General features: G+C 70.3%; 15 protein-coding genes. 11 read left to right on the top strand and 4 right to left on the bottom strand.

The window, feature by feature from the left end; all coding sequences use genetic code 11:
* On the bottom strand, window positions 1-3,492 hold the full coding sequence (locus AAG092_RS17090) for a response regulator (protein WP_373387612.1): 3,492 nt from the start codon (window positions 3,490-3,492) through the stop codon (window positions 1-3).
* Between the two features lie 129 nt (window positions 3,493-3,621).
* Here AAG092_RS17090 and ada point away from each other — a divergent pair, with 129 nt between their 5' ends.
* The 3 genes from ada to AAG092_RS17075 are packed head-to-tail and all read left to right on the top strand — an operon-like array spanning window position 3,622 to window position 5,752.
* Window positions 3,622-4,647: a bifunctional DNA-binding transcriptional regulator/O6-methylguanine-DNA methyltransferase Ada gene (gene ada / locus AAG092_RS17085; RefSeq protein WP_373387611.1), complete on the top strand. Its 1,026-nt coding sequence runs from the start codon at window positions 3,622-3,624 to the stop codon at window positions 4,645-4,647.
* 56 nt (window positions 4,648-4,703) lie between these two features.
* Window positions 4,704-5,006 (top strand): nucleotide pyrophosphohydrolase, encoded by a 303-nt coding sequence (locus AAG092_RS17080; RefSeq protein WP_373387610.1) that lies wholly within the window; start codon window positions 4,704-4,706, stop codon window positions 5,004-5,006.
* Window positions 5,003-5,752: a methyltransferase domain-containing protein gene (locus AAG092_RS17075; RefSeq protein ID WP_373387609.1), complete on the top strand. Its 750-nt coding sequence runs from the start codon at window positions 5,003-5,005 to the stop codon at window positions 5,750-5,752. The genes AAG092_RS17080 and AAG092_RS17075 overlap by 4 nt, the downstream gene beginning before the upstream one ends.
* Window positions 5,753-5,755: 3 nt before the next feature.
* Here AAG092_RS17075 and AAG092_RS17070 read toward each other — a convergent pair whose 3' ends face one another.
* Window positions 5,756-6,667 carry a LysR family transcriptional regulator gene (locus tag AAG092_RS17070; RefSeq protein WP_373387608.1) on the bottom strand — a complete coding sequence of 304 codons (912 nt, stop codon included), beginning with the start codon at window positions 6,665-6,667 and terminating at the stop codon, window positions 5,756-5,758.
* A gap of 132 nt (window positions 6,668-6,799) precedes the next feature.
* Here AAG092_RS17070 and AAG092_RS17065 point away from each other — a divergent pair, with 132 nt between their 5' ends.
* The 5 genes from AAG092_RS17065 (at window position 6,800) to AAG092_RS17045 (ending at window position 14,808) form a co-directional block, all read left to right on the top strand.
* Window positions 6,800-7,810, top strand: a complete 1,011-nt coding sequence (locus AAG092_RS17065; RefSeq protein WP_373387607.1) for a zinc-binding alcohol dehydrogenase family protein — start codon at window positions 6,800-6,802, stop codon at window positions 7,808-7,810.
* Window positions 7,811-7,892: 82 nt separating this feature from the next.
* Complete coding sequence (gene gltS / locus AAG092_RS17060; RefSeq protein WP_373387606.1) at window positions 7,893-9,086, top strand: sodium/glutamate symporter; 1,194 nt, start codon at window positions 7,893-7,895, stop codon at window positions 9,084-9,086.
* Between the two features lie 3 nt (window positions 9,087-9,089).
* Complete coding sequence (locus AAG092_RS17055; RefSeq protein WP_373387605.1) at window positions 9,090-10,583, top strand: TAXI family TRAP transporter solute-binding subunit; 1,494 nt, start codon at window positions 9,090-9,092, stop codon at window positions 10,581-10,583.
* An 81-nt stretch (window positions 10,584-10,664) separates the two neighbouring features.
* Entirely contained in the window at window positions 10,665-14,552 is a 3,888-nt protein-coding gene (locus tag AAG092_RS17050) for a PAS domain S-box protein (RefSeq protein WP_373387604.1), read from the top strand.
* Between the two features lie 67 nt (window positions 14,553-14,619).
* The gene (locus AAG092_RS17045; protein WP_373387603.1) at window positions 14,620-14,808 is read left to right on the top strand and encodes a hypothetical protein; all 189 of its coding nucleotides are present in this window, start codon (window positions 14,620-14,622) and stop codon (window positions 14,806-14,808) included.
* Here AAG092_RS17045 and AAG092_RS17040 read toward each other — a convergent pair.
* Entirely contained in the window at window positions 14,782-15,369 is a 588-nt protein-coding gene (locus tag AAG092_RS17040) for an ACP phosphodiesterase (protein ID WP_373387602.1), read from the bottom strand. The genes AAG092_RS17045 and AAG092_RS17040 overlap by 27 nt on opposite strands.
* Window positions 15,366-16,391 carry an AraC family transcriptional regulator ligand-binding domain-containing protein gene (locus AAG092_RS17035; protein ID WP_373387601.1) on the bottom strand — a complete coding sequence of 342 codons (1,026 nt, stop codon included), beginning with the start codon at window positions 16,389-16,391 and terminating at the stop codon, window positions 15,366-15,368. Before AAG092_RS17035 ends, AAG092_RS17040 begins: the two co-directional genes overlap by 4 nt.
* Before the next feature lie 123 nt (window positions 16,392-16,514).
* Here AAG092_RS17035 and AAG092_RS17030 point away from each other — a divergent pair, with 123 nt between their 5' ends.
* From AAG092_RS17030 to AAG092_RS17020, 3 genes are all read left to right on the top strand, one after another.
* On the top strand, window positions 16,515-17,675 hold the full coding sequence (locus AAG092_RS17030; RefSeq protein ID WP_373387600.1) for an alkane 1-monooxygenase: 1,161 nt from the start codon (window positions 16,515-16,517) through the stop codon (window positions 17,673-17,675).
* Window positions 17,672-17,839 (top strand): rubredoxin, encoded by a 168-nt coding sequence (locus AAG092_RS17025; protein WP_021699389.1) that lies wholly within the window; start codon window positions 17,672-17,674, stop codon window positions 17,837-17,839. The genes AAG092_RS17030 and AAG092_RS17025 overlap by 4 nt, the downstream gene beginning before the upstream one ends.
* Window positions 17,840-17,979: 140 nt before the next feature.
* Window positions 17,980-18,285, top strand: coding sequence for an ArsR/SmtB family transcription factor (locus tag AAG092_RS17020; protein WP_373387599.1), 306 nt, complete (start codon window positions 17,980-17,982; stop codon window positions 18,283-18,285).
* The last annotated feature ends 52 nt before the right edge of the window (window positions 18,286-18,337 follow it).

The raw sequence follows: 18,337 nt of genomic DNA, 5'->3' as shown, positions 1-18,337 counted from the left end.
TCAGAGCCCCAGCCCCTGTTGCTGCGCGGCCTGGCGCAGCAGGGCCCGGGCCCGCTCGAAGTCGAAACCGTGCACCGCCGCCGCCAGCGGGGCATATGCATCATTAAAGGCGCTGCGCAGCAGTTCGGCCTGCTCGTCGAAGACTTTTCCGGCACGCGGATCGTCGTCGCCGAACAGGCGCAGCAGCTGCTGGCACACCGGCAGCAGCTGCTGCGGGTCGACCTCGGCCATGGCCTGCGCCACGGGCAGCGCGCGGATCGCCGCGAGCAGCTCGGCCAGGCTGCGCTCCAGCTCGCCGAGCAGCGCGCCCAGCTCGTCGTGGCGGGCATCCTTGATCGCGCTTTCCAGGGCCGCCGCCTGCGCCGCCAGGTCGCCGGCACCGAGGTTGCCGGCCAGGCCCTTGAGGCTGTGCGCCTCGCGTTCGGCGCCCTCTTGCTCGCCGGCGGCCAGCAGCTGGCGCAGGCGCGGCGCGAACTCGGCCTGGCTGGCGGCGAACTTGTCCAGCAGGCGGCGGTACAGCTCCGGCTTGCCCAGCACCCGGCGCAGGCCGCTGGCGACATCCACCCCCGGCAGTAGCCAGTCCGGCGCAGTCGCCTGCGCCACCTGCGCCTGCGGCTCGGCGCGCGCCACCAGCCAGCGGCCGAGGGTGGTCCACAGTTCGGCCGGCTCGATCGGCTTGCCCAGGTGGTCGTTCATTCCCGCCGCCAGGCAGCGCTCGCGATCGGCCGGCATGGCGTTGGCGGTCATCGCCACGATCGGCAGGCTGGCGAAACGCGGCATACGGCGCAGCGCCTCGGTGGTGGCGATGCCGTCGAGCACCGGCATCTGCATGTCCATCAGCACCAGGGCGTAATAACCGTCGGGATTGGCCCGCAGCAGGTCGAGGGCGATCTGGCCGTGCTCGGCCTGGTCGATCAGCAGGCCGCTCTCCTGCAGCAGGCCGCAGGCCACCTCGCGGTTCAGCTCGTTGTCCTCCACCAGCAGCACGCGCTGGCCGGCGAAGTCCGGCACCCGCTCGCCCACCGGCAGGCGGGCGAAGCCCTCGGCCGCGCCCTCGCCGCCCAGGCTGCGGATCACCGCGTCGAACAGCAGCGAGGGATTGAGCGGCTTGAGCAGCACCTCCTCGATGCCCACCCGCTGCGCGCCCGCCAGCACTTCCTCGCGGCCGTAGGCGGTGGCCATCAGCAGGTGCGGTGGCGGCTGCAGGTGCAGCTCGCGCAGCTTGCACGCAGTTTCCAGGCCATCCATGCCGGGCATCTGCCAGTCCAGCAGGATCAGCTCGAAGGGTTCGTGGCGCAGCACCGCCTGCTGCACCCGCTGCAGCGCCGCCTTGCCGGACTCCACCGTCTCGACGCGGAAGCTCATGCTCTCCAGCATGGCGCCGAGCACCTGACGCGCGCTGTCGTTGTCATCCACCACCAGTACCCGGCGGCCACGCAGGTCCGGCTGCGCCAGCAGGCGCTGGCCCTGCTGCCCGGCGATGCCCAGCGGCAGCCGGCACCAGAACAGGCTGCCGCGCCCCGGCTCGCTGTCCACCCCGACGCTGCCGCCCATGGCCTCGGCCAGGCTCTTGCAGATGGCCAGGCCGAGGCCGGTGCCACCGTACTTGCGGGTGGTGGAACTGTCGGCCTGCTGGAACGACTCGAACAGCCGGCCCTGCTGCTCGCGGGTCAAGCCGATGCCGGTGTCGCGCACGCCCAGGTAGACCAGCACGCCGTCGGCCGTGCGGCCCTCGTCGCGCAGGATCACCTCGACCTCGCCCTGCTCGGTGAACTTCACCGCGTTGTTGGCGTAGTTGATAAGGATCTGCCCCAGGCGCAGCGGGTCACCGATCAGCTGTTGGGGCAGCGCGGGATCGAGGTTGAACACCAGCTCCAGGCCCTTGCTCCCGACCTTGTCGCCGATCAGGCTGGCGAGGTTCTCCAGCACCTGCTGCAGGTCGAACTCGATGCGTTCGATGGTCAGCTTGCCGGCCTCGATCTTGGAGAAGTCGAGGATGTCGTTGATGATCCCCAGCAGGTGCTGGCCGGCCTGCTGGATCTTGCTCAGGTAGTCGCGCTGGCGCGGATCGAGGTCGGTCTTCAGGGCCAGGTGCGACATGCCGATGATGGCGTTCATCGGCGTGCGGATCTCGTGACTCATGTTGGCCAGGAAGTCCGACTTCAGCCGCGCCGCCTCCTCGGCCAGCTCCTTGGCCTTGGCCAGCTCGGCCTCGGTCTGCTTGCGCACGGTGATGTCGCGGCTGACCCCGACCAGGCCGAGCAGTAATCCACGTTCATCAACGAAGGTGGTGCGCAAGGTGTTCAACACCACTCGCCGGCCATCTGGGTAGATCGCCCAGCCCTCGCTTTCGAATGGCCCGCTCCAGTTCAAGGCCGTGAGGTCATGTTCAAGGCGGGCCTCGGCCCACTCGGGGACGAGCAACTCTTCATCACGCTTGCCCGCCACCGTCTCGCGGTCGCAGCCGAACAGCTCGGCGCAGGCCTGGTTGATGCCCAGGTAACGGCCCTCGGCGTCCTTGAACCAGATCGGGTCGGGGATGGCGTTGATCAGCGCCACCAGGGTGCTGCGCTGGCGCTGGGCCTCGGCCTCGGCGCGCTGGCGCTCGGCGATCTGCACCGCCAGGCGGCGGTTCCACACCAGCACGAAGGCGATCAGCGCGACCAGGCCGAGCAGGTAGGGCCAGCCCACCTGCAGCAGGCGCCGCCAGTTGAAGGCGGTCAGCGGCGGCAGCCAGCGCGCCTTGATGCTCTCCTGCTCCGCGTCGCCCAGGCTGGCCAGGGCCTTGTCCAGCAGGGCGACCAGCTGGGTCTGGTCGGTCCGCGTGGCGAAGCGGAACTCGCTGGTGGACAGGCCGGTCTCGCCGCGCAGCTCCAGGTTGGTCAGGTTCAGCTCGCGGATCAGGTAGCTGGCCACGATCATGTCGCCGACATAGGCCTCGGCGCGCCCGGACGACACGGCGCGCAGCGCCGCCTCGGTGTCGCGCACCTCCAGCAGCTGGACGCCCGGCACCTTGTCGCGCAGCGCCTGCTGCAGCACATAGCCGCGCTCGATGGCCACCAGTTTGCCGGCCAGGTCGCCGGGGCGCTGCACCGCCACGTCGGCGCGGGTGAAGATCAGGCTGCTGCTGACCAGGTAGGGCGCGCTGAAGGCCATGTAGGCCTGGCGTTCGGGGGTCATGGCCACCGAGGGCAACAGGTCGACCTGGCCGTCGCGCAGCGCCTGCTGGGCCGCTTCCCAGTCGTCCAGCAACACCGGCTGCAGGCGCACGCCCAGGCGCTGGGCGAGCAGCGCCAGGTAGTCGCCGCTGAGGCCACGGTGCTGGCCTTGCTTGTCGATCACGTCGAAGGGTGGCCAGCCGCCACGCTCCAGCCCCACCCGCAATACCGGGTGCTCGGCCAGCCAGGCGCGCTCGTCCTCGTCCAGCTGCAGATCGGCGCGAGCCAGCAGCGGCAGCAGGCAGAGCAGGAGCAGGCAGCACAGACGTGGCATGGAAGGGTCCTTCCGTGGTCGAGGCGCTTTCAGCATAGGCTTTGAAAGTCAGATGCGGATTGGCAGCGGCGGCGGGCGGATCGACAATCGGGCCATACGCATTCGGGGGACCGCCTCCGGGAGATTGCCATGCTCGATCACGACCACTGCTGGCAGGCCCTGTGCGAGCGCGACGCGCGCTGCGACGGGCAGTTCGTCTTCGCCGTGCGCAGCACCGGCATCTACTGCCGGCCCAGCTGCCCGGCGCGGCGGCCGCGGCGCGCCAACGTCAGCTTCCATGCCGACGCGGCCAGCGCCGAGGCCGCCGGTTTCCGTCCGTGCAAACGCTGCTCGCCGCAGGGCCAGAGCCCGGCCGAGCAGCTGGACGCGCTGGTGGTGGCCGCCTGCCGCCTGCTGGAGAGCAGCGAGCAGGCGCCGACCCTCGACCAGCTGGCGGCGCGCATCGGCCTGTCCGCCTCGCACCTGGCGCGGGCCTTCAAGGCGCGCACCGGGCTGACCCCGCGCGCCTGGTTCGCCGCCCAGCGCCGCCAGCGCCTGGAGGCTGGCCTGCCGCTGGCCGGCACGGTGCTGCAGGCAGCGCTGGAGGCCGGCTACTCCGGCACTCGCGCGCTGTACGAGGAAACTTCCGCCCTCAGCCCCGCGCGGCGCCGCCAGAGAGGCGCCGGCGAGGTGCTGCGCTACGCCATCGCCGACTGCCCGCTGGGCCTGCTGCTGCTTGCCGCCAGTGCCAAGGGCGCCTGCGCCCTGCTGTTCGGCGACGACGAGGCGCAGCTGGAGGCCGAGCTGCAGCAGCGCTTCGCCGCCGCCGAACTCAGACGCGACCAGCGCGGCCTGCGCGACTGGCTGCGCGAGGTGCTCCAGCAGGTGCAGGAGCCGAGCCGCGCCGCCAAGCTGCCGCTGGACCTGCGCGGCAGCGCCTTCCAGCAGCGGGTGTGGCAGGCCCTGCGCGAGATTCCACCGGGGCAGACACGGCGCTACGGCGAGCTGGCCGAGCAGCTCGGCAGCCACGCCCGCGCCGTGGCCCGCGCCTGCGCCAGCAACCCGCTGGGCCTGCTGGTGCCCTGCCACCGGGTGGTCGGTGCCAACGGCGCACTCACCGGCTACCGCTGGGGCGTGCCGCGCAAGCAGGCGCTGCTGGACCGGGAAGGCGCCTGACGGGCTTGCGAGGCGGCGGCTTCGGGCCGAAGCTATGCGCCCCGAAGGAGAGCCCCATGGACATCGCCGAACTCACCCGCCGCCTGCACGCGATTCGCGACCACAACGACTGGCGCCGCTTCCACAGCCCGAAGAACCTGGCCATGGCCGCCAGCGTGGAAATGGCCGAGCTGGTGGAGATCTTCCAGTGGCTCTCCGAAGACCAGGCCCGCCAGCTCTCCGCCGAGCAGCTGCAGCATGCCGGTCAGGAGGTCGGCGACATCGTCCTCTACCTGTTGCTGCTGTGCGCCGAGCTGGGCATCGACCTGGAGCAGGCGGTGCGCGCCAAGCTGGCCGACAGCGAGAGGCGCTTCGCATGACTGACCGGCATTTCGACGAGCTCGCCACCCGTTTCGCCGAGAAGATCTACGGCGGCGCCAAGGGCGCCATCCGCCTGGCCGTGCTGCAGGCCGACCTCAAGGAAGCGCTGCCGGAACGGCCGCTACGGGTGCTCGACGTCGGCGCCGGGCTCGGCCACATGAGCCTGTGGCTGGCCCAGCGCGGCCACAGCGTGACCCTGGCCGAACCGGCCGAACCCATGCTGGAGGGCGCGCGCCAGCGCTTCGCCGAAGCCGGCGCCACGGCGACCTTTATCCACGCGCCCTGGCAGGACCTGCTCGGCCAGCTTACCGAGCCCTACGACCTGGTGCTGTGCCATGCCGTGCTGGAGTGGCTGGCCGAGCCACACGCCATCCTGCCCGTGCTGCACCAGCTCACCGCCGCCCAGGGCTGGCTGTCGCTGGCCTTCTACAACAAGGACGCGCTGGTCTACCGCAACCTGCTCAAGGGCCATTTCCGCAAGCTGCGCAAGGAGCGTTTCGCCGGCGAGGGACAGAGCCTGACCCCGCAGCAGCCACTCGACCCGCGCGAGCTGGCGGCGCGGCTGGCGGAGCACTGGACGGTGGCGAGCCGCACTGGCGTGCGGGTATTCCACGACTACATGCCGGCCGAATTCCAGGCCAAGGCCGAGCTGGCCGACCTGCTGGAGATGGAACTGGCCTACCGCCGCCACCCGAGCTTCGCCGGCCTCGGCCGCTACCTGCACTGGCTCTGCCAGCCGCGCTAGCGGCTACCAGGGCGCGTCGGCGAGCTGCTCGGCACAGCGCTGCTGGAGGAACTCGCGCAGCAGGCGCACCGCGCCGCTGAGCTGGTCGCGGTGGGCGCAGATCAGGTTGAGCGGGGTCGGTTCGCCCTGCCAGTCCGCCAGCAGCACTTCCAGGCGCCCGGCGCGAACATCGTCGGCCACGTCCAGCCAGGACTTGTACACCAGCCCCTGCCCCGCCACGGCCCAGCGCCGCACCACATCGGCATCGTCGCTGACCCGGTTGCCCGCCACCGTGAGCGCCTCACGGCGCTTGCCCGCGGTGAAGCTCCAGCGCTCGTGCACGCGACCGCCGAGCATGTACAGCAGGCAGTTATGCCCACGCAGCTCCTCCGGCCGACGCGGCCGGCCGTGCTGCGCGCAGTAGGCGGGCGAGGCGCACAGCACGCGGCGGTTGCTCGGCGCGACGGGCAGCGCCACCAGGCTGGAGTCCTCCGGCGCCCCGTAGCGCAGGGCGATATCCACCGGCTGGCGATAGAAGTCGGCCAGCCGGTCGCTGAGCAGCAGGCGCAGCGCCAGCTGCGGATGGCCGGACTGGAAGCGGTCGAGCCAGGGCAGCAGCACGTTGCGCCCGAAATCCGAGGGCGCGGCGATCTGCAACACCCCACCGAGGCCCTGGCGGCCGCAGGCCAGTTGCTGGCGGCCGGCCTCCAGGCTGGCCAGGGCGGCACGCGCATGCTCCAGGTAACGCTCACCCTCGGCGGTCGGCCGCAGGCTGCGGGTGGAGCGCAGCAGCAGGCGGCTGCCAAGCTGCGACTCCAGGCGCTTGAGCGCGGCGCTGGCCACCGCTGGCGAGCAGTCCAGCTCGCGCGCGGCGGCGGACAGGCTGCCGAGCTCGGCCGTGCGCACGAAGAGAGAGAGATCATCGAGGCGCAGCATGGCAACTCCACTTTCAAAATTCTATTGAAAGAAACTCTATGGCAAGCCGATTTTTCCCGCCAATTGAATGAATCACCATGCGCTCGACAGCAGCCGCCCCGGCTGCCGCTTGCGCCCTGAGGAATGAACTTCGTGAAAGCCATCGCCTACTACCAGTCCCTGCCCATCGAGCATGCCGAGGCGCTGCTCGACCTCGAACTGCCGGCACCCCAGCCCGGCCCGCGCGACCTGTTGGTGGAAGTGCGAGCCATCTCGGTCAACCCGGTGGACACCAAGGTCCGCCGCAATGTGGCGCCCGACGCCGGCCAGGCCAAGGTGCTGGGCTGGGACGTGGCCGGCGTGGTGCGGGCGGTGGGTAGCGAGGTCACGCTGTTCCGCCCCGGCGACCGGGTGTTCTACGCGGGCGCCATCGACCGCCCCGGCGCCAACAGCGAACTGCATCTGGTCGACGAGCGCATCGTCGGGCACATGCCCGGCTCGCTGGACTTCGCCCATGCCGCGGCCCTGCCGCTGACCAGCATCACCGCCTGGGAACTGCTGTTCGATCACCTCGGCGCACGCGAGGGCCAGGGCGCTGGCCAGTGCCTGCTGGTGATGGGGGCCGGCGGCGGGGTCGGCTCGATCCTGGTGCAGCTAGCGCGCAGGCTCACCGGCATGACCGTCATCGGCACCGCCTCGCGCGCCGAAACCCAGGCCTGGGTACGCGAGCTGGGCGCCCACCACGTGATCGATCACAGCCAGCCGCTGCTGCCGCAGTTGCAGGCCCTGGGTATCGCGCAGGTCGAGCGGGTCGCCAGCCTGACCCACACCGACCAGTACTTCGACCAGCTGGTGGAGGCCCTTGCCCCGCGCGGCAGGCTGGCCCTGATCGACGATCCGGCGCAGCTCGACGTGACCCAGCTCAAGCGCAAGAGCCTGTCGCTGCACTGGGAGTTCATGTACACCCGCTCCCTGTTCCAGACCGCCGACATGATCGAACAGCACCGCCTGCTCGAACGTGTCGGCCAGCTGATCGACGCCGCGGTGCTGCGCACCACCCTGGGCGAGCACTTCGGGCGCATCGACGCAGCCAACCTGCGCCGCGCCCACGCCTTGCTGGAAAGCGGCAAGGCACGCGGCAAGATCGTTCTGGAAGGCTTCTGAAGACAGCCCCGGCGCCCTGGTCTAGGCTCTGCTCATGCCCCGCAAGCGGGCGTGCCAGAGCCGATCCGGATAAGGAGCGCCGATGACGCTGCAACCCGTGGAAACCCTGCTGGCGACCGTGCTGGTTCTACTCCTGGGCCGCCACGTCAACCGCCTGATCCCCCTGCTGTCGCGCTACAACATCCCCGACCCGATCACCGGCGGCCTGCTGTTCGCCCTCGGCATGCTGCTGGTCGGCAGCGTCACGGAGCTGCGCCTGGAGTTCGACGTCACCCTCAAGCCGGTACTGCTGCTGGCCTTCTTCGCCGCCGTCGGCCTGTCCGCCAACCTCGGCCTGCTGCGCCAGGGCGGCAAGCGCCTGCTGATGTTCGTGCTGGTGCTGGCGCCCTTCCTGGTGCTGCAGAACCTCACCGGCCTGCTGATCGCCTGGGGCCTGGACCTGCATCCGCTGATGGGCCTGATCGGCGGCACCATCACCCTGGTCGGCGGCCATGGCACCGGTGCAGCCTACGCCGAGCGCTTCGCCGAGGTGCACAACATCCAGTCGGTGATGGAGCTGGCGATGACCGGTGCCACCCTCGGCCTGGTGCTCGGCGGCATCTGTGGTGGCCCGCTGGCGCAGTGGCTGATCCGCCGCCATGCCCTGGCCGGCACCGATGGCCAGGCCGCCGCGGCGCAGCCCAGCGCCGATGGCGACGCCGCACCGATCAGCGCCGCCAGCCTGATCCCGGTGCTGGCCGCCGTGCTGGTCGCGGTACTGGCCGGGCAGTGGCTGGCCGACCTGGTCAGCGGCGCGCCGGTGACCCTGCCCAGCTTCCTCTGGTGCCTGCTGCTCGGCGTGCTGATCCGCAATTGCGGTCACCTGGTCGGCCTGCGCCTCAACGACGCGGCCATCGAACTGGTGTCCAGCCTGGCCCTGGCGCTGTTCCTGGCCATGACCATGATGGCGCTGAACCTGGCCAGCGTGGCCAGCCTGGCCGGCCCGCTGCTGCTGATCCTGCTGGGTCAGGTGGTGCTGGTGCTGGCCTATGGCGGCGCGCTGGTGTACCGCGCGGTCGGCCGCGACTACGAGAGCGCGGTGATGTCGGCGGCCTTCTGCGGCTTCGCCCTGGGCGCCACCGCCACCGCCATCGCCAACATGCAGGCCATCGTGCAGAAGTACGGCCCGGCGCCACAGGCCTTCCTGGTGGTGCCGCTGGTCGGTGCCTTCCTCATCGACCTGATCAATGCCCTGGTACTGACCGGATTCCTGGCGCTGCCGGGCATGGGGAGCTGAACCATGCTGCGCATCCTCACGATCGCCCTGCTGGCCCTGCTCGCCGCCTGTTCGCGCGGCCCCGAGCAGCAGGCCCTGGAAGCCGACCTGCGGCAGCGCCTGGAACAGGCCTTCCCCGCCGACAGCCTGAGCCTGGTGGGGCTGCAGCGGCGCGGCTCGGCCAGCGACGCCCATTCCGCCCCCGGCGAAGCACGCCTGCTGGTGTACTTCGATGCCGAGCTGCGCCTGGAGCGCGACCTCGACTTCGGCTCCTGGGACTCGCCCGGCGTGGCCAGCCTGATCAGCGCCCTGGGTGCCGGCCCGCGCGGCCTCAGCGGCATCGAGAGCGGTGGCAACCAGCGCGGCGACCTGCTGCGCGCCCACGGCAGCCTGATCTACCGCGAGCAGGACGGCGCCTGGCAGGCCGTGGTCCCGCAGGGCTTCAGTGCCCCGCGGGCGCCGCAGACCAGCGCCGCGGCCAGTCCGCGCGAGGCGCTGGTGCTGGCCATCAGTACCGCGCTCAACCTGGCGCCCGGCGGCACCGGCAGCGCCGAGCGCAAGGTCATCAGCGATGAGCTGGAACGCTCGCTGACCAACATCCAGGGCCGTCTCGGCCGCCTGCACAGCGGCTACCCGCTGGCCGGCGGCCCGCAGGCCGGGCAGTACGCGCGCTTCGCCCAGGCCATGAGCAGCGCGCTGCGCGAGCAGGGCCTGAGCATCCTGCCGCTGAACACCGAGGGCGGCCTCGACAACCTGCGCCTGCTGCGCGCCGGCGAGGTGCTGCTGGCCCTGTCGCAGAGCGACATGGCGCACCTGGCGGTGAGCGGCGCCGGGCCCTTCGCCGAAGACGGGCCGAACCACCGCCTGCGCGCCCTGGCCAGCCTCTATCCGGAGCCGGTGCATGTGCTGGTGCGTGCCGACGGCGAGCTGCGCAGCATCGCCGACCTGCGCGGCCGGCGCGTCAACCTCGGCCAGGGCGGCTCCGCCTCGCGGCACACCGCCCTGGCCGTGCTGGCGGCCCACGGCCTGCAGCCGCAGGACCTGGCCGAGGCGGCCAGCCTGGACCTGCAGCAGGGCCTGGCGGAACTGCGCGATGGCAGGCTGGACGCCCTGATCCAGGTGATCGGCAGCCCGGCCGACAACATCCGCGCCGCCAGCGAAGCCTTCGCCCTGCGCCTGCTGCCGCTGGAGCCGGCGGCCATCGCGCGCCTGCAGCAGGAGCGCCCCGGCAGCTTCGCCTATCAGCTGCCGCGTGCCAGCTACCCCGGCCAGGCCGAGCCGGTGGCCACCCTGGCGGTCAGCAGCCTGCTGCTGGGCAGCGACCAGCTGACCAGTCGCGAGGTCGAGCTGCTGGTGCGCCAGCTGTTCGACCTCGACCGCCAGTGGCTGCAGTACGGCAGCGTGCAGGGTGGCCAGCTGTCGCCGGACAACGCCCAGCGTGGACTCGGCGTACCGCTGCACGAAGGCGCCGAACGGGCCCTGCAGCAACTGCGCTCCGTCGCCCCGCCGGCAGGATGAGCAACAGCAGCTAGACTCAAGCAGACCCGGCCTTTCGGCAGTGGTCCGGGGGAATCGACCGGACCGCCGAGAGGGTTCAGGATGCAACCCACCATCACCAGGCCGCTGCGCGTGGCCGCAATCTATCTGTTGTTCAGCGTTGCCTGGATTCTGCTGAGCGACTCCCTGCTGCAGACGCTGGTCAGCAACGAAACTACCCTGGCCTGGCTACAGACCGCCAAGGGCCTGCTGTTCGTGCTGCTCAGCGGCCTGCTGATCCTGCTCCTGTGCCGGCACGAACAGCAGGTCCAGCAACGCCTCGAACACGGCCTGCGCCAGCACCTGCTGCAGCTGCAGCAGGCCCAGCGCGATGCCGGCCTCGGCACCTGGAACTTCGACGGCCAGCTGCACTGGTCGCCCGAGGCCCTGCGCCTGCTCGGCCGTCCCGACAGCGACAACACCGGCCACCTCGACGACCTGCTCGGCTGGCTCTACCCGGCCGACCGCAACGCCGTGCAGCGTGCCTTCGGCATCATGCTGGAGGCCGGCACGCCGCTGCTGGTCAATGCCCGGCTCAATCGCCCGGGCAGCGAACCGGTGGTCTGGCTGATGCTGCGCGGCACCCTCGACAGCAACGGCCACGCCCACGGCAGCGTGCAGAACATCAGCGGGCAGAAACGCGACGAACAGGCCCTGCGCGAGAGCGAGCAGCGCTTCCGCCAGCTGTTCGAGCAGACCCCGCGCATCGCCGTGCAGGGCTACGACCGCGAGCGCCGGGTGATCTTCTGGAACCAGGCCAGCGCCCAACTCTACGGCTACAGCGTGGCCGAGGCCATGGGCCGGCGCCTGGAGGAGCTGATCATCCCGCCGCCCATGCGCACCCAGGTGGTCAACGACATCAACGCCTGGATGATCGGCGGCCCGGCCATCCCCGCCGCCGAGCTGACCCTGCAGCACCGCGACGGCCGCGCGGTACACGTGTATTCCAGCCACCTGATCCTGCGCAACGCGCGCAACCAGCTGGAGCTGTACTGCGTCGACATCGACCTGGGCCAGCAGCACCTGGCCCACCAGCAGTTGGAGAGCAGCGAGGCACGCTACCGCGAACTGGTCGAGCAGCTGCACGAGGCGATCTTCCTCACCGACGCCAGCGGCCGCCTGAGCTTCGTCAACCCGGCCTGGCAGACCATCAGCGGCTACAGCATCCAGGAAAGCCTGGGCCGTCCGCTGCTCGACTTCGTCGAGGACGACCACCAGGAAGAAGTCGGCCAGCAGATCTCCGCCATCATCGCGCGCCAGGCCAGCGGCTGGCTCGGCGAGCTGCGCCTGCGCGACGCCGGCGGCAGTCCGCACTGGATATCGCTGCGTCTGGCGGCCGGTGAACCGGGCCTGCGCGGCAGCCTCAGCGATATCCAGGAACGGCGCCACAGCCAGGCCCTGCAGGAGGCGCGCAACGCCGTGCTGGACCGCATGCTGGCGCAGCGCCCGCTGCAGGAGAGCCTGGGCGACATGGCCTGGCGCCTGGAGCAGATCAACCCGCAGATGCTGGTCTCGATCATGCGCCTGGAGCAGGGCCGCCTGCGCGTGCTGGCCGCCCCCAGCCTGCCCGGCCAGTACGTCGAGCAGGTCGATGGCAGCGCCGCGCGGCTCGGTGTTGGCAGCTGCGGGCACGCCGCTGCCAGCGGCGAGCTGACCGTGGTCGAGGACATCCGCGAGCACCCGTACTGGCTCGAGTTCCGCGAGGTCGCCCGCCTGGCCGGGCTGCGCGCCTGCTGGTCGCTACCGTTCAAGAACGACCAGGGCGATGTGCTCGGCGTGTTCGGCATCTACCACCGGCGGGTGACCCGCCCCTCGGCCGACGACATCGCCCTGGTGGTCGAGTTCACCCGCCTGGCCGGCCTCGCCGTGCGCCAGCAGCAGCGCGACAGCGAACGCCTGCAGAGCGAGCTGCGCTTTCGCGCCACCTTCGAGCAGGCCGCCGTCGGCATCGCCCACCTGGCACCGGACGGCCACTGGCTGCGGGTCAACCAGCGCCTGTGCCAGATGCTCGGCTACGCGCGCGAGGAACTGATCCAGTTGACCTTCCAGGACGTCACCCACCCGGACGACCTGCAGAACGACCTGGGCCTGACCCAGCAGTTGCTGAGCGGCGAACTGTCCCGCCTGAACATGGAGAAGCGCTATGTGCGCCGCGACGGCAGCACACTGTGGGCCAACCTCAGCGCCACCCTGGTGCGCCACACCAATGGCGAGCCGCACTACTTCATCTCGGTGGTCGAGGACATCGGCCTGCGCAAGCAGCAGGAACAGGCCCTGCGCCAGGCCGCCACGGTGTTCGAGAGCACCCAGGAAGGCGTGGTGGTGGTCGATGCCCAGCGCCGCATCCTCACCAGCAACCCGGCCTTCACCAGCATCACCGGGCTGAGCCAGCAGGAAGTGCTCGGCCGGCGCCTGCCGCTGCTGCCCGGCAGCGATCTGGACCGCACCCGCTACCGCACCCTGTGGCGCAAGGTGCAGGACAGCGGCCACTGGCAGGGCGAACTGAGCAGCCGGCGCCAGGATGGCTCGCGCTTCCCCTTCTGGCTCACCGTCAGCCAGGTGCGTGACTGCGACCCGCAGCAGCCGCAGTACGTGCTGACCTTCACCGACCTCAGCCAGTACCGCGACAGCCAGGAGCGCCTGGCCCACCTGGCGCACTTCGACACCCTCACCGACCTTCCCAACCGCCTGTACGCCATGGAGCGCCTCAACCATGCCCTGGAGCATGCGCAGCGGCACAACGAACGGGTGGCGGTGCTGTACTTCGACCTGGACAACTTCAAGACCATCAACGAGAGCCTCGGCCACAAGGTCGGCGATGAGCTGCTGGTGGCCGTGGCCCGTCGCCTGCAGCAGCGCCTGCGCAACGAGGACACCCTGGCGCGGCTGAGCAGTGACGAATTCCTCGTGGTACTGGAGAACCTGCAGCGCCCCGAGGAGGCGGCCACCATCGCGCGCACCCTGATCGAGCTGCTGGAGCGCCCGCTGCCGCTGGGCAACGGCGGTCGCGAGGCCTACCTGAGCGCCAGCATCGGCATCAGCCTGTACCCGGACGACGGCCTGTCCGGCGACGACCTGCTGCGCAATGCCGACAGCGCCCTGCACCAGGCCAAGCAGGAGGGGCGCAATACCTTCCGCTTCTACACCCAGGGCCTGACCCACCAGGCGCACACCCGCCTGACCCTGGAGGGCCGCCTGCGCCAGGCGCTCAAGCGCAACGAACTGCTGCTGCACTACCAGCCGCTGGTGGACGCCGAGAGCGGCCGCGCCATCGGCGTGGAGGCCCTGCTGCGCTGGCACAGCAGCGAGGGCATGGTGTCGCCGGCGCAGTTCATCCCGCTGGCCGAGGAGACCGGGCTGATCGTGCCGATCGGTACCTGGGTGCTGCGCGAGGCCTGCCGGCAGATGCAGTTCTGGCGCCAGCAGGGCGTGGCGCTGCAGACCCTGGCGGTGAACCTGTCGCCACGCCAGTTCCGCCAGGCCGACCTGCTGCAGCAGGTGCGCGAGGCCCTGCATGACAGCGGTCTGCCACCCGAGTACCTGGAACTGGAGATCACCGAGGGCGCGCTGATCGAGAACGTCGAACAGGCCCAGGCCAGCCTGGCGGCGCTCAAGGGCCTGGGCCTGAAGCTGGCGATCGACGACTTCGGCACCGGCTACTCGTCGCTGGCCTACCTGCAACGCTTCCCGCTGGACAAGCTGAAGATCGACCAGAGCTTCATGCGCGGCGTGCCGGAGGACCAGGCCAACCTGGAGATAGTCGCCACCATCATCGGCCTGGCACGCAACCTCAAGCTGCGCGTGTTGGCCGAGGGGGTGGAGACGCCCGAGCAACTGCGCGCCCTGCGCCAGCTCGGCTGCGAGCAGTGCCAGGGCTACCTGTTCAGCCGCCCGCTGAGCGCCGTGCAACTGGTGCACTGGTTGCACAGCGACCATCAGTCGGTCGGTTGATCCAGGTCATGGAAGCCTGGTCTGTGCCATCTACACTGCAGATTCCGGTTTTCTCTGGAGGTCTGCCATGGACATCCGTATCCGCCAACTCAGCACCGCCAGCGGCCCACGCTGGCAGGTCTGCCTGGACCAGCACGGCGTCAGCTTCCGCAGTGAACGCGAGGCGCTGGAGTTCATCGCCACCCTGGAGACCCGCCTCAAGGCCCCCCATCCCCTGCCCTGGCGCGAGTCAGATGTGGCGCGCAACGCCAGCTGAGGCGGCGAATGCCTGCAGCTCGGGGTAAAAGGTGCGGAAATCCCGGCTGAGCGGCTGGTACAGGCGCTCCAGTTCCAGCATGGCACCCTCCAGCAGCTGTGGCCGCGACAGGCGCCGGCTCATGCCGCCGATGACCTGCTCCAGCACGGCGAACTCGCGGTAACTGCCCAGCCAGTCCTGCGCCGCCATGCGCGGGGCGATGAAGGCCAGGCGCTCCGGCAGTTCACGCTGGGCCGCCAGCACCTCGTAGACCCGGCCAGTGAACTGCGGCAGTGGTTCAGCGTGGTAGTCCGCCCAGTCGCGCGCCAGGCAATGATCGAAGAACAGGTCCAGTAGGATGCCCGAGGTGCGCCGCCGTGCGGCGGGAAAGCGTGCCCGCGCCCGCTCGACCAGCGGGTGGCGGTCGGTGAAGGCGTCGATCTGCCGGTGCAGGCGGATGGCCGCTTCGATGTCCGCCGGAAAGCGCCCCACCAGCGGCCCCTTGACGAAGTCGCCGTACAGGCTGCCGAGCAGCTGCTGCGGGCTGTCGCCGCCCAGGTGCAGGTGCGCCAGGTAGTTCATGCGGCCGCCCTGCGCCAGGCATTGGGGGTCATGCCCAGCCAGCGGCGGAAGGTGCGGCTGAAGTTGCTGGTGTCGCGATAGCCGAGGCGCTCGGCCACCGCCTCGACACTCAGCTCGGTGTTCTGCAGCAGCCAGCAGGCCAGCTCCTGACGCACCTCGTCGAGCAGCAGCTGGTAATGCGCACCCTCCTCGCGCAGGCGGCGGATCAGGGTGCGCTCGGACAAGTGGAACTCCTCGGCCAGCTGCTCCAGGGTCGGGTAGCTGCCGCTGCAGGCCAGCAGGCGCAGCTGCACCTTGCTGGTCCAGTCGCCGCCGTGGCGGGTGCCGAGCAGCTGGTGCTCGCAGTCGCGCAGGGCGATGCGCGCGGCCTGGGCATCGGCGCTCAGGCTCGGCCGGTCGAGCCAGGCCAGCGGCAGGCAGACGCTGCAGGCCTCGGCGGCAAAGCTCACGTGCGGCCCCAGCAGCTCGCGATAGCGCGCGCCCCAGGGCGGCTCGGCGAAGGGGAAGGCGAACTCCAGGCGCCCCTCCGGCAGACCGCCGCACACCGCCTCCAGCAGGCGCAGGCAGACCCCGGCCAGGCTGGTGAGGATGTGCTCGCGCACATCGCCCAGGTCGAACAGCTCGTCGACGCGAATGCGGTAGTGCTCGCCCTCCACGCTCCCGGATAGGCGCAGGCTGGACAGACGCAGCACGCTGAAGCGCTCCAGCACCTGCAGCACGCCACGCAGGTCCGGGCACAGGGCGGCGGCGTAGCCCACCGGGCCATGGGCCGACACCGGCGTGGCGCAGCCCACCTCCAGGCCCAGCCAGGGACAGTCGGTGAGCACGATGGCGCGGCGCACCAGGCGCTGCACCTGGGCGAAATTGAGCGGGCGGTTGTCGCGGTGCAGGTGCTGCCAGTCCAGCCCGGTGCCACTGAGGATGTCGTCCTCGGCGAAGCCACGCTGGCGCAGCGCGGCGCACAACAGGCGGGCGTAGATCGGGTGCAGGCAGGGTTGCAGCGGGACGAGGCTGGGTTCCATGGCGGCTTCCGGCGCGGGGCTCGACTGTCACCATATGACGATTTTCTGCCCATCTCAACGGTTCTGCGCAACACCAATGCGGTCCATGCTGGCCACAGGTCGTAGAACCTCGGAGAGAACAACATGGATATCGCCCTGCCCTACCGTGACCAGAAGCGCCCGCTGTGGCTGCTGTCGCTGTTCGTTCCCACCCTCGGGCTGATCGGCCCGGCGCTGTACCTGCTGGTGTCGCCCAGCGAACTCTGGCTGTGGCTGTCGCCGCTGTTCTTCTATTTCGGCATCCCGCTGCTGGACGCGCTGATCGGCGAGGACCCGAGCAACCCGCCGGAGTCCGAGGTGCCGGCGCTGGAAGCCGATCCCTACTACCGCTGGATCACCTACCTGCTGGTGCCGGTGCTGTGGGCCTCGTTCATCGCCATCTGCGTATTCGTCGCCAGCCAGCCGCTGAGCGCAACCGGCCTGCTGGCGATGATCATCAACACCGGTGGCGGCCTGGGTTTCGCCATCAACCTGGGCCACGAGATGGGCCACAAGAAGAGCACCCTGGAGCGTTGGCTGGCCAAGCTGGCGCTGGCGCCGGCCTGCTACGGGCACTTCTACATCGAACACAACCGCGGCCATCACCGCGATGTGGCGACGCCGGTCGACCCGGCCTCGTCGCGCATGGGCGAGTCGATCTACCGTTTCGTCCTGCGCGAGATGCCGGGCGGCTTCCGCCGCGCCTGGCAGCTGGAGCGGGAACGCCTGGCGCGCTGTGGCAAGGGCCCCTGGAGCCTGGACAACGAGGTGCTGCAGCCGGCGCTGATCAGCCTGGCGCTGTACGGCGCGCTGGTGGCCGCGCTGGGCTGGCAGATCCTGCCGTTCCTCCTGCTCAGCGCCTTCTGGGGCGCCTTCCAGCTGACCTCGGCCAACTACCTGGAGCACTACGGCCTGCTGCGCCGCAAGCTGGAAAATGGCCGCTACGAGGTGTGCCAGCCGCACCATTCGTGGAACAGCAACCACCTGTTCTCCAACTGGGCGCTGTTCCACCTGCAGCGCCATTCCGACCACCACGCCCACCCGACCCGGCGCTACCAGTCGCTGCGCAACTTCCCCGACCTGCCGCGCCTGCCCAGCGGCTACTTCGGCATGTACCTGCTGGCCTACGTGCCGCCATTGTGGTTCCGCCTGATGAACCCGCGGCTGATCGCGGCAGTGCAGGGCGATGCGGCGCGCATCAACTTCCAGCCGGGCCTGCGCGAGCGCCTGATGCGCCGCTACGGCCTGCAAGAGCACGCCGCATGAGCCGCTACCGTTGTCCAGAATGCGGCTACTGCTACGACGAGGCCCGCGGCGAGCCGCACCAGGGCTACCCGGCCGGCACGCCCTGGGACGCCCTGCCGGACGACTTCGCCTGCCCGGACTGCGCGATCCGGGTGAAGGACGAGTTCGAGCCGCTGGCCGAATGACCCACCCCGGCCGCGAGCCACGCGCAGGCTCGCGGCCTGCCCATCAGCAGCGTCGATAGTCGCTATCGGAACAAACGATCTGCGCATCGGGAAAGCCCGATATACAGTTCGCCTCAATCCGATACGCGCAGTCCGCCGCCATGTCCGACTCCATCGACCTCGACGAAATCATCAAGGCCCTGGCCCACCCGGTGCGCCGCGAGATCCTGCAGTGGCTGAAGGAGCCGGAAAAGCACTTCGCCGACCAGGAACACCCGCTGGAGCTGGGCGTGTGCGCCGGCAAGTTCGAGCGCTGCGGCCTGTCCCAGTCGAGCGTCTCGGCGCACCTGGCGACGCTGCAACGCGCCGGCCTGGTGACCTGTCGCAAGGTCGGCCAATGGAGCTTCTTCAAGCGTAACGAGGCCGTCATCCAGGCCTTCCTGAGAAGCCTCGACCAACAACTCTGAGCCCGGCCCGGCACGACGGGCCCTTCCATCACCGATTCGTTTCAGGAGCCGG

The sequence above is a fragment of the Pseudomonas alcaligenes genome (assembly GCF_041729615.1).
GTDB classification, from domain to species: domain Bacteria; phylum Pseudomonadota; class Gammaproteobacteria; order Pseudomonadales; family Pseudomonadaceae; genus Aquipseudomonas; species Aquipseudomonas alcaligenes_B.
The sequence above is the reverse complement of the archived record's forward strand: the minus strand, read 5'-3'. Positions and strand labels throughout refer to the sequence as shown.